This window comes from Pedobacter sp. Leaf170, assembly GCF_920984665.1.
Taxonomy (GTDB): domain Bacteria; phylum Bacteroidota; class Bacteroidia; order Sphingobacteriales; family Sphingobacteriaceae; genus Pedobacter.
The window spans coordinates 131784-143662 of sequence record NZ_CAKLBP010000003.1 but is presented as its reverse complement, the minus strand read 5'-3'; the positions used below and the strand labels follow the sequence as shown (position 1 = coordinate 143662).

The following is an 11879-nucleotide window of genomic DNA, read 5'->3' as shown; positions in this document are numbered from 1 at the left end:
TTTTGTGTGAAATAATTAAATTTTGCATGTTATAATACAGCCTAATCTTTTGACATTTCAATAGCTACATGAGCTATAATTGAAGCACTTTAATCAATGCTTTGAAAATAAAATCTGTATTTTTGCAATCCATTAATAATAGCATAGCTTGAAGTATCCAAATTTTAAAGACCTTATTCTTTTCGAAGACAACGATTTTATCGTAATTAACAAACCGCCTTTTTTAGCTTCGCTAGATGAGCGAGGTGGCTCTGGTGAAACTAATGTATTGCGTTTAGCGAAACAATATAGCGATGATGCACAGGTTTGTCACCGTTTGGATAAGGAAACTTCTGGTGCTTTAATTATTGCTAAAAATCCTGAAGGTTATCGTCATGCTTCCATGCAGTTTGAGCGTAGAAAAGTAAATAAAACTTATCATGCTGTAGTAGATGGTCATGTTATTTTTGATGATTTAACCGTTGATTTGCCAATTTTAAATGATGGCAATAAAAACGTAACTATTGATAGGGCGGAAGGAAAAAGAGCAGAAACTATTTTTAACTCTTTAAAATACTATAAACATTATACTTTGGTTGAATGTAAACCAATTACAGGTAGAATGCACCAGATTCGTATCCATTTGGCAACTCAACGTGCTGCAATTGTTGGCGATGATATGTACAAAGGTAAACCTGTCTTTTTATCATCAATTAAGCGTGGCTATAAACTAACCAAAGGCGAAGAAGAACAGCCTATTATGAAACGTTTTGCGCTACATGCAAAACATTTGGTTTTTAAAGGATTGGATGATAAAGATATTGTTATAGATGCGCCATATCCGAAAGATTTTGCTACTTTAATTAAGCTTTTGGATAAGTTTGATGCTTAATGGCTGGGTTTAGAATTGCCTAACCCTTCAGTTTTTCTTACATTTGGAAGGTTCGCTCTCTGTTAAACCTCAATAGAATGTATATCCGATTTGTAAATTACGTAGATAAGATTAACCAATACCGAAAATCAAAGATATCAAACCGTAATTTCCTCGTTATTCTTGCTGTTATTGTTGGCATTTTGGCCGGGCTAGCTGCTGCTGCTTTAAAAAGTTTAACGCATCATATAGAAGAGTTTCTTCAATCAGATTGGCATTGGAAATATAAATATTATCTGTACTTCATTTTTCCGATGTTTGGTATATTCTTTACCGTTTTGTACATCAAATATTTTATTCGTAAAAGTAAGTTTGAAACTGGTTTAACGCCATTGCTTTATGCAATTTCAAAAAAATCAAGCAGGGTAGAACCCCACAATATCTATTCACAAATTATAACCGCGGCAATTACCGTTGGTTTTGGAGGTTCTACAGGTTTGGAAGCGCCAATTGTAACCAGTGGCTCCGCTATTGGTTCAAACCTAGGGCGGTTTTTAGGTTTATCTTATCGTGAAATCACTATGCTTGTGGCTTGCGGTGCAGCCGCAGGTATTGCAGGAGCTTTTAATAGTCCGGTTGCCGGTATTGTATTTGCCATAGAAATTTTATTGCCAGAATTTACCATACCTGCATTTATTCCACTTTTACTATCAGCCGCTACAGCAGCAGTAGTTGCCCGGATTTTTTATACACAACAATTATTTTTTCTGGTAACAGAAGGCTGGCAAATCAATGCTTTAGGTTATTACATATTACTTGCTGGTTGTATCGGTTTATTTTCCATCTATTTTACAAAAGCAAATTACGCAGTAAAAGGGTTGTTTTATAAAATTAAGCATCCCTATGCAAAGGTAGTTGTTGGTGGTTTAATGCTTGGTTTTTTAGTGTTTCTCTTTCCAACGCTTTATGGTGAAGGTTACATTACCATGAAAAATTTGCTAAGAGGCGATTATCTGGCCGTAATCAATAACAGTATTTTTGAAGACTATAACAGCATTCCGGCAATGGTTGTGCTGTTTACGGTGGTCACAATTTTTATGAAATCGCTGGCTACGCTGATTACTTTAGGTGCTGGAGGTAATGGAGGAACTTTTGCACCAAGTTTAATTATGGGTGGCTTAATCGGGTTTATTTTTGCTTACACCGTTAACCTTTTGGGTTTAGCTCAATTAAATGTTCCAAATTTTATTGTTGCAGGCATGGCAGCTGCTTTGGGTTCGATAATGCATGCACCGCTAACTGGTATTTTTTTAATTGCAGAGATAACAGGTGGATATATTTTGATGGTTCCTTTAATGATAACTACGGCAATATCTTATGCAATTAATCGTAGTTCGCAGAAGCATTCTATTTATACAAAGGTACTTGCCGATAAAGGTGAGTTATTATCTCATGAAGACAAAGACTCAACAGTATTAAATCAAATGAAGCTGAAATATTTGATTGAGAAAACCTATCCTCAATTGTACATGGAAGATTTAATTGCTCTAAAAATGACTGAGATAGTTAATTCACGTAAGAATATTTGCTCCGTTACCGATGAAATAGGAGATTTTAAAGGCATTATTTATATTGAAGAATTGTTCGGCGAAATGGTTAGTAATCCTGATAAGGAAAATTTAAAAGCTACAAATCTGGTTCATGCTGCACCAAATACCATTATGGAGCATGATGATTTAAAAGATGTTTTGAGAAAGATGGAAGCAGACAATGTTTGGATTTTACCGGTAGTTGATGAAAACAATATTTATAAAGGGTTTGTATCTAAAACCGCGATATTTAATAAGTATAGGGCATTGTTAATGAGGCAGAATGATTATATGGGTTAAACCTTTTGAATAACGTCATTCTGAGCATGTCGAAGAACTTTTAGAGATTGCGTTTCAACGAGTTCAAGGTAACAAGTTTGCATAAAAAGAAAAAGGTATATCGAGTTAACTCAATATACCTTTTTTCTATATTAAAAAAAGATTACTCTGTTCTCTTCAAGCCAAATTTTTCTATTTTACTGTATAAATGACTTCTTTGAATATCAATTTCATCAGCGGTTTTTGAAACATTCCAGTTGTTTTTTTCCAGCTTAAATTTGATAAATTCTTTCTCTGCGTGGTCTTTATAGTCTTGAAAATTATTAAAACTATCAAATGACGAAGACATACCTGAAGCACCTGAAGGATTTGCAATCTGTGCACTGGTTGCAGCTCCAATATTGGTTCCACCACCCGGATTTGCGAAAGCACGAACATCATTCTCAGTAATAACCTTATCACTCAAAATAATCAAACGCTCTATCATGTTGTGAAGCTCACGAACGTTACCAGTCCAAGGCAGGGCTTGCAAAGCAGCCATTCCACCTTCATTAATTCTCTTAACCGGCATGCCGTAATCGCTACAAATGTTTTCTAAAAAGTTTTGTGCAATTACCGGAATATCATCTATTCTTTCTGTTAAATGTGGTACGTGAATATTAATTACATTCAATCGGTGGTACAAATCCATACGGAAATTACCATCTTCAATCTCTTTTAATAAATCTTTATTGGTTGCGGCTAAAACACGAACATTTACATCAATTTCCTTTTCGCCACCAACTCGAGATATTTTGTGTTCTTGTAAAGCTCTTAAAACTTTTGCTTGCGCAGAAAGGCTCATGTCGCCAATTTCATCTAAAAACAGCGTTCCGCCGTTTGCCAACTCAAATTTACCAATGCGCTGTTTGACGGCCGAAGTAAATGAGCCTTTTTCGTGTCCGAATAATTCGCTTTCAATTAATTCTGATGGAATTGCCGCACAATTTACTTCAACAAGAGGGCTATCGGCACGGTTCGATTTTTCGTGTAACCAACGGGCAACTAGTTCTTTACCGCTACCATTTGCGCCAGTAATTAAAACTCGGGCTTCGGTAGGTGCAACACGTTCTATGGTTTCTTTAATTTTAGAGATGCTTTCAGATTCACCTAAAATTTCACGTGTTTTACTTACTTTACGTTTTAAAACTTTTGTTTCGGTAACTAAAGTACCGCGGTCTAAACCATTACGTACAGTAATTAATAAACGATTTAAATCTGGTGGTTTTGAAATAAAATCGAAAGCTCCTTTTTTACTTGCCTCAATAGCGGTTTCTACCGTACCGTGACCAGAAATCATAATAAAAGGCAAATCTGGTTTGATAAGTTGCGCTTGCTCAAGCACTTCCATACCGTCCATTTTATTCATTTTGATATCGCAAAGTACAAGGTCGAAATTCCCTTTTTTTATCATTTCGAGTCCGTCGATACCATTATCAATGTCTTCAACATCGTAATTTTCGTACTCTAAGATTTCGCGTAAGGTACTCCTTATCGCCCGCTCATCATCAATAATTAATAGTTTGGCCATTCAGTTTTGTTTATTCTAATTCAGCTACGAATATATTATTTTTTAGTTAATGTATAGTTTTTTATACATAGTTATGGCTATAAACGAGAAATTGATAAAAAGGTTTTATTTTTTATTTGGAAAATAAAGTACAGAAAATCCATCATGTAGTTTATTCTCTCTTGATAAAACGTTTGTAATTTATTTGGAAAACAATGGATATAATTCCATCGGATTATTCAGTCCTGCTGTACATTTTATCCCGAGAAATTCGGGATGCCATTTCCATCAGGTTTATTTAACGAAATTTTGTGCAAGAAACTTAATTTGAATTGCCTAATTCTACATTAAACCGTCATTTCGAACGAAGCTAGAAATCTTTGAATACGTATTTCTTGGTCCAAAGATTTCTCTATTCCGCTGCGCTCCAATTGAAATGACGGAGGACCAATAATTTCCGTGGCAAACGGAAAATGGAATTTCCAGTTAACTAGAGCACTGGGTAGGTTTTAAATTCGACGTTACAGGTTTTTGTTTAATAAGCCTGATTGAAATGAAAATACTTTTTGTTGCTTAAATTAAGAAGATTGCCACGTTGTTTTTCCTAGCCTGCCTAACGCAGGCAATGACGACCAGATCGCATTAAAAAGAATGCAAAAAGATTGTAATGAAAAGCAGGGCTGAGGTGACCCACGAAGTACTGTTTTGCCTTTCCAAAAAATAAAAAATGCAGGTCTGTAAGCCGGGTTCTGTTTTCTAATTGCTTAGAACTTCTATCATTAATCCACTGTAAATGTTGCCATTTACCTCTAACGACCTACCCACTAACATCGGACGGGCAGCCCTACGTGCGTTAGCCTATTTGGTCTTTCAACTCTCGGGGTTTACAAACACTGCAGTCGCCTGCAATGCTCGTGCGCTCTTACCGCACGTTTTCACCCTTTCCCAATTTGCATTGGGTGGTATATTTTCTGTTGCACTAATCCGTAATCCAGGTTTTCATTCCTGAATCCCTTTCCGTTAGAAAGCGAGATGCCCTATGTTGCCCGGACTTTCCTCTCTCCCGATAAATCGGGACAGCGATAGAACAACCTGCATTTTGCGCAAAGATGGATTATTTTAACCATAAAGACAGCAAAACATCAGAAGTTTTTATGCTTATTTACAGTTTTGTAACTGTGTAGAAACCTTTGAATAAGGAACAAAACCTTGATTATTACCAAATGAATTGGTAACATAAACCATAACCTGAGCTACATCAATATCTGCTAATTCAGGGAAACCTGGCATTTTTTCATTGTATTCTTTTCCATGAATGACAATTTTTTCGCTTATTCCATTCTTAATCATGCAAGCTAAATTGTCTTTATTGTTTTTCAAAAAAACAGAATCGGTTAGTGGAGGTGCAAGCTGACCTAAACCTTCGCCGTTTTCGCCATGGCAGTTTTGACATTTGGCTTTGTAAATATCTTTTCCGTTCGACATATAATTTTGCAAATCAATAGTTTCTTGATTTTGGCAAGAAACGATGATGGCGACAATTGAGCAGAAAAAAATAGAATTGATGATGTATTTGCGCATTTATGTTTTATTAATATTGCCACGGAACCACTGAAAGCACAGAAAATAAAATTCCGTATTAATCTCTCCCTACCGTAGGCTAGAGTGTTTCCGTGGCTTAGAATCTATTTTTTATATTCTGCCAATAAAACCGGAATATCTTTTTTAAGTTGAGCAACCTGGTCTTCTTTTGTGCCATCATAAGCACCACGAATTCTTCGGTCTTTATCAACCAAAACTAAATAGCCCTGATGAATGTAACCATCTTTAGCAGCGCTATCTTCGCCAACAGCTACCAAATAGTTTTTTTCTGCAAGGGTGTACACGCTATCTTTACTTCCATACAGAAATTGCCATTTATTAACATCAACTCCAAGTTTTTGGGCATATTTTTTCAATACTGATGGTTTGTCGTATTTAAAATCTATGGTATGAGATACAAACATCACATCCGGATTGCTTTTAAATTCATTATAAACCGTCATTAAATTGCGGTGCATGGTTGGGCAGATGGTTGTACAAGAGGTGAAAAAGAAATCTGTAACGTAGATTTTTCCATCCGTTAACTTATTTGTTGTTAAAACGCTGTCTTGGTTTAAAAATGCCCAATTTGGGATGGTTTGATAGACGGTGTCTATCTTTTCTATACCAGCTGCATCTCTAACGGTTTCGGTATGGCGCTCGCCATAAATTGGCAATTTTTTTTCTTGCTGACAAGATGAAAGTATAGCTGTTGATAGCATGAAAATGGCTATCGAAAAAATAATTTTATTCATGATTTTATTTTAAAATGTAAATATACGCCTCTAGTTTGGGAAAGCCTTCACCCTGTGAACGTTTGTGGTAATTTTAGTTTTTCTGCAAGTCCCTCTCCAGAAGAGAGGGAAATACAGAACAGTAGTTTTATACATTGTATTTAAAATATTGCCCGTTACCCTCTACTGGGCTTGGCAGCATTCTGTTTTCTTTAAGTCTCCCTAAAAGAGTGCGGGAAATAAAAAACAGCGGTTTTACACATAGCATTTAAAATATTGCCCGTTAAAACACTCTAAACTGGATTTGGCAGAATTATGTTTTTTTTTAAGTCTCCCCCAAAAAGTGAGGGGAACGTAGAACGGTTTTTATTGCTAGGGTTTAAAATACTGCCTGTTAAAACCCTCTCTTCTGGAGAGGGCGGACTAACATTAGCCAAACTTCAAACATTCATAGGGAGAGGCTTTTAATGCTTATGTTGTTTCATTTGCATCTTAGTAGCTGGCAATATATTATAAATTTTAAGCACCGAATCTGATTCTTTCGTAACCTTAATGTAGCTATCTTCAACACCACGAATCTTAATCATTTGCGATTGGTAATATGCTAAATCTTCCTGCTCGTTTTTTCCTTTAAAATCATCTTTAAAGAAATGCATCCAATCCATCATGTTTTCATCGGCTTTATTCAGCTTTGTAATTAGGTTACTCATTTTAATTGTATCTGCTGATGATTTAGCCTCTAATTTAACTAATAGTGTATCCAATTTCATTCTGTTTTTGATAACTTTTTCGCCGTCAACCATCAACTTATCATGGATATTTAAAACTTCTTTACGTATTGCTTTTGAATCTGCCTCTGTTTTACAGGCACTAAAAATTAATATCAGCGTTGAAAAAATTAATGTTATTTTATTTTTCATTTTATTAAAAATTATAAGTTAAACCAATATAAATTTTGCCGGCACTCATTGGGTGGTCGGTTTCTGCTTCCCAAATATTTTTCTGGATGCCAGCATTAAGTGCTATATTTTTGTAGAATATATCTGCACCAACACCACCCATTAAATTATTCATAACATGTTCTCCGGTTTTACCACCGTTGTACTTCTCTCCGCCAGAATATTCATAAAAAAACTGAGCAGAAGGCATCAACTGCACATCTTTGCCAATTCGTTGAGTGTAAAAAATATTTAAAAAACTTGTTGTACTGTTTGCAATTCCTTCATCGCGTTTATTGGTTCCGTTTGCTTTGTATGATGTATTTAAACTTGCGCCGAATTTACCTAAACCAACCATATAGTTAAGGTAAACAAAGCCATCAGTGCTTCCTGTTCCAGCTTGTTGTAATGAAGAATAGCGAATACCAGCAGTATTTTTGAAATCATTTTTCCCTGTCGGGAGTTTAATTCCTGCACCTGCCACAAGCTGTTGTCTAAAATTATCATCTAATTTTTGCACAATGTGATATCCTGCATACAAATTTACATCGCCAACACCACCAACGGTAGAGGTATTGCTGTTGTAACGTTCGCTGTTAGAAACATAAGGCAGAATTACATTTATTTCAATTTTGCTGTTAATGAAATATTTACCTCTGATTTCAAGCGAACGATACAATTCATAGTCTTCTGCATTACCCGCATGACCTGTTATTGGGTGGGGTTGACTATTTGATGGAATAAAGAAATTTCCTCCATTTGGGAATAAGGAGTGTGATTGACCGTTGTAGCCGTTAAAAGAACGGTAACGGTAAAGTAGGCTTATGCTATTTCGATTAAAATATGGTGTTATGCCCATAAAACACCCGCAAATATCACAGGCAAAAACATTGCTGCTTAATAATATAAAAGTGATAACTAATAATTTACGATTCGCTATATAATTTATTTTTGATAAACTCATTGTCGGTTAATGTTTTTAAAAATGCTTTGATTTGTGTTCTTTCTGAACTGCTTAATGATATGCCATTTCTTAGAGAAGAGTCTAAATTCTCTGATGCTTTAACGCCTGAATTATAGTGTTCTAAAACTTCATCCAGATTATAGAATCGCCCATCGTGCATGTACGGACCAGTGTACTCAATGTTTCGTAGGCTTGGTACTCTAAATTTTCCAAAATCGCTTTGTACACCCGATATGTGCGATCGCCCTTCATCTGTACTTACCAAATCCAAACCATTACTTCGGTAAGAAAAATCTGAAAAAAAAGGTTCAGCATGACATGAAGCACATTTCTCTTTAAATAAATTGTAGCCAAGCTGTTCATCTGAAGTAAAAGAAATTCCACTTTCTTTTCGCATTACTTTATCGTATTTAGAATTTCCTGAAACAAGAACACCCATAAATTGAGTAATTGATTTTAATACTGTTTGAGAATTTATTTCTGACGAACCAAAAGCCCGTTTAAACATTTCAGGATATGGCGCTGTATTTTTTAAGAACTTTACAACGGTTTCTATATCTGTTTTCATTTCGCAAACGTCCGTAAGCGCATTTAATGGTGATGTTTCCAGGTTTTTTACGCCGCCATCCCAAAAAAAGGCCTGCTGCCAAGCTAAATTAAAAAGGGGAGGAGCATTGCGTTTTCCCTGGCAATTATCTACACCATGACTAACGCTATGATCGAGGTTTGCAAAGGCAGCAAATTGCTGATGGCAGCTACCGCACGAAACACTTTTATCAGCCGATAAACGAGCTTCGTAGAAAAGCTTTTTACCCAATGCAAAACCAGCATTTGTTAGTTTATTGTTTTCGAAGCTGTATGCCGGTTTTGGAAAATTTGATGGAATTGCAAAAGTGACATTTTCTTCATCTGGTGTAATCTCATCCTCGTTTTTGCTACAAGCATACATCAACGCAATGCTTAAGAAAAGCATTGCGAAGACGATTAGTTTTCTCCACATATTAATTGTGGATATGATCTAAACGGAATAGTCCTTTTGCATAATTATTGGCTACGAGCACCGAATTAGCACCGCCCATCGTAAAATTTAAATTAGTAAAACTTACATCGGTTGTACCTGTAAATAAAGATGCTGCATTTACAATAAAATGCATATTTGGTTTAGCATCAGTTCTTATTCTCAGCGGATTTGCAGCATTAATTTCGGCTGAAAATGTTCGGATGGTATTGTTCGGATCCAAAACGCCTCCAATATGAAAAGTTAGGGCATTATTGGTGGCTGTAGATTGTGGCGAAGTTCCTTCGAGTTTTACGAAGATGTAGCCACTATTCCATGTCCAGAACATACCATTTATTGGGTCGAGAGCGCCCGTTTGAGCACCTGCAAAGTTTCGGGCGTAATCTACACCAATTGTATATTCAATTTTGGTATAATCGCCGATTGGTACATCGTTAATCGTTAGTAATTTTGACGCGGATTTAGATTCATCAACCAGAAAGTAACTCTCTGGGATTAAATAGGAAGTTCCATCAGCTTTGCTTAATTTAATATTGCTTACGTAATATTTGAACACGTTGATTTTGTAATCTTCGCCTTTGGCATTTTTATATGTTGATGTGTTTAGCGCTAATGAAGCACCATTAACCTGGTGTTCGAATTCCAATGTAAAACTAGATTTTGTATCTGCTGAGATTATATCTCCATCTTTTTTGCATGATGTTAAAAGTATAATAGGGCATAACAATGCCAATAAGTATTGTGATAATTTCATTTTTTTGAAAATTGGATAAGTGAATTTTTAGTCTTCTGTTATTCTGAATGCAATGAAGAATCTCTAGCCTTTTAGGGGAAATTAACATTACAGCGGAAAACAGAATAGTGGTTTTTAGCAATGATGTTTACTTTGTAACTGCTTCGCTGTAATACCGTTGACGTTTTTTACCTCTTGTCGTCATTGCGAGGCACGAAGCAATCTATTTGTTATGAGATTACTTCGTACCTCGCAATGACGACCGTCTTAGAAATGTTATCTATTTCGATTTTTATGAAATAAAATAACCTTCAGCATAACAAATAGCCAAAACAATCAATAGCAAAGCCATTAATAAAAAAAATACTTAAACCGTTTTCGGTGGATGAAAAATTGAAATAGAAAGGTCTTTGATAGGTTTTTCTAAATAACCACTTTCTGATTTTATAATGAAGTATGGGATTTGATGGTTAACGCTTAGCTGTTTGAATTTAGCCTCAGATTCAATTACTCTTTTTAAGTTATCTTGAGTTTGTTTGTTTTTACCATCTAAATCTTTCAATTTTTTGGCTAAGAAACATTGTCCGTCGCAATGTAATTCTGGGTGCGCATTATTAATACAAAATACTGAAGTGATGTATTCCTTATTCATTTTGTAACCTGAATACACAATTAATTGCATGTAACAATTAGAAATTGTACAGATTACTAAAAGAAATATTAGGGCTCGCTTTAACATTTGTATTTCGCTGCAAATGTACAAACGAAATCGAGGATGGCAAACTTAAAAGAGAAATTTGAATTCTTTTGTTAACCGTTGATTAAAGTCAACGACAATGAATACAAAACATGATTTAAAAAGAAAATATTTAGAAAGCATCTGCTATGTGCTCTTTAATTCAATGCTGTAAGTTTCAATAGAGATTAATTTGTAATCTAATTTTGGAAAGTAGATTTTATTAGAAATTTTATTTAGTACAATTCAATATCTTTTAAAAATTTAAAATCTTTTAGATTTAATGTATAAAGCTTAATATTATGTATTATAGCTGTTGATGCAATTAATGCATCTGGTAAATTTAGGTTGTGAGATAAAGAAAATTCTTCGACTAAATTGACTGCATAAGTAGAAATTGTCGACGAAATTGGCAATACAACCAATTTATCAAGATCTGTCCTAATTAATTTCAGTTCATTTTTGTTTCTGGCTCCATACAATAATTCTGCACATGAAACATCAGAAATGGCTACATTACTCTGGCCTATATTTTTAAAAGTATTGATAACATCTAAATTACCTTTGTAAACTTCTATAAAGATATTTGTATCGCAGAGAATCATGATTTCTTCCAGGCTTTAGTCCTGAGTTCATTTGGTGAAATGGAGTAATCACTCCAAATTCCTTCTGACAAAGAAAAATCTGATGGTTGTTTTTTTACATTAGCCTTTGTTGTTCTTAATTCAGCCTTTATATTTCGTGACTTTAAAAAATGTAACAATGCATCAATTTTATCCTGCTCTATATCGTCATTTAAAATTATCTCCATCATAGTTTAATTTTCTTAGTGTAAAGATAAGAAATCTTATCTTTCAAATTATATCTAGTAATTTTTAAAAAAAAATCCCTGACAAAAATAATTATCA

The 11879-nt window shown here is 34.8% G+C and carries 12 protein-coding genes and 1 other RNA gene; 2 read left to right on the top strand and 11 right to left on the bottom strand.

Annotated elements, in window-relative coordinates; all coding sequences use genetic code 11:
- Window positions 1–148 precede the first annotated feature (148 nt).
- Together LUA90_RS09355 and LUA90_RS09350 are read left to right on the top strand one after the other, a co-directional pair.
- Complete coding sequence (locus tag LUA90_RS09355; RefSeq protein WP_231459424.1) at window positions 149–871, top strand: RluA family pseudouridine synthase; 723 nt, start codon at window positions 149–151, stop codon at window positions 869–871.
- 77 nt (window positions 872–948) lie between these two features.
- Window positions 949–2739: a chloride channel protein gene (locus LUA90_RS09350; protein ID WP_231459425.1), complete on the top strand. Its 1791-nt coding sequence runs from the start codon at window positions 949–951 to the stop codon at window positions 2737–2739.
- Between the two features lie 142 nt (window positions 2740–2881).
- Here LUA90_RS09350 and LUA90_RS09345 read toward each other — a convergent pair whose 3' ends face one another.
- The 11 genes from LUA90_RS09345 to LUA90_RS09295 form a co-directional block, all read right to left on the bottom strand.
- The gene (locus LUA90_RS09345; protein WP_231490763.1) at window positions 2882–4288 is read right to left on the bottom strand and encodes a sigma-54 dependent transcriptional regulator; all 1407 of its coding nucleotides are present in this window, start codon (window positions 4286–4288) and stop codon (window positions 2882–2884) included.
- A 701-nt stretch (window positions 4289–4989) separates the two neighbouring features.
- Window positions 4990–5366, bottom strand: an RNA gene (rnpB, locus tag LUA90_RS09340) — RNase P RNA component class A.
- Window positions 5367–5425: 59 nt separating this feature from the next.
- Window positions 5426–5848 carry a cytochrome c gene (locus LUA90_RS09335; protein WP_231459427.1) on the bottom strand — a complete coding sequence of 141 codons (423 nt, stop codon included), beginning with the start codon at window positions 5846–5848 and terminating at the stop codon, window positions 5426–5428.
- A 104-nt stretch (window positions 5849–5952) separates the two neighbouring features.
- A complete protein-coding gene (locus tag LUA90_RS09330; RefSeq protein WP_231490762.1) occupies window positions 5953–6603 on the bottom strand; it encodes an SCO family protein in 651 nt (216 codons plus the stop codon).
- A 443-nt stretch (window positions 6604–7046) separates the two neighbouring features.
- Entirely contained in the window at window positions 7047–7502 is a 456-nt protein-coding gene (locus tag LUA90_RS09325; protein WP_231459429.1) for a hypothetical protein, read from the bottom strand.
- A gap of 4 nt (window positions 7503–7506) precedes the next feature.
- A complete protein-coding gene (locus LUA90_RS09320) occupies window positions 7507–8484 on the bottom strand; it encodes a transporter (protein WP_231459430.1) in 978 nt (325 codons plus the stop codon).
- The gene (locus tag LUA90_RS09315) at window positions 8447–9484 is read right to left on the bottom strand and encodes a cytochrome-c peroxidase (protein ID WP_231490761.1); all 1038 of its coding nucleotides are present in this window, start codon (window positions 9482–9484) and stop codon (window positions 8447–8449) included. Before LUA90_RS09315 ends, LUA90_RS09320 begins: the two co-directional genes overlap by 38 nt.
- Window position 9485: 1 nt before the next feature.
- Window positions 9486–10256, bottom strand: coding sequence for an MbnP family protein (locus LUA90_RS09310; protein WP_231459432.1), 771 nt, complete (start codon window positions 10254–10256; stop codon window positions 9486–9488).
- Window positions 10257–10602: 346 nt separating this feature from the next.
- A complete protein-coding gene (locus LUA90_RS09305; RefSeq protein ID WP_231490760.1) occupies window positions 10603–10917 on the bottom strand; it encodes a hypothetical protein in 315 nt (104 codons plus the stop codon).
- Window positions 10918–11207: 290 nt separating this feature from the next.
- A complete protein-coding gene (locus tag LUA90_RS09300; protein ID WP_231459434.1) occupies window positions 11208–11576 on the bottom strand; it encodes a type II toxin-antitoxin system VapC family toxin in 369 nt (122 codons plus the stop codon).
- On the bottom strand, window positions 11573–11785 hold the full coding sequence (locus LUA90_RS09295) for a hypothetical protein (protein ID WP_231459435.1): 213 nt from the start codon (window positions 11783–11785) through the stop codon (window positions 11573–11575). Before LUA90_RS09295 ends, LUA90_RS09300 begins: the two co-directional genes overlap by 4 nt.
- Window positions 11786–11879 lie beyond the last annotated feature (94 nt).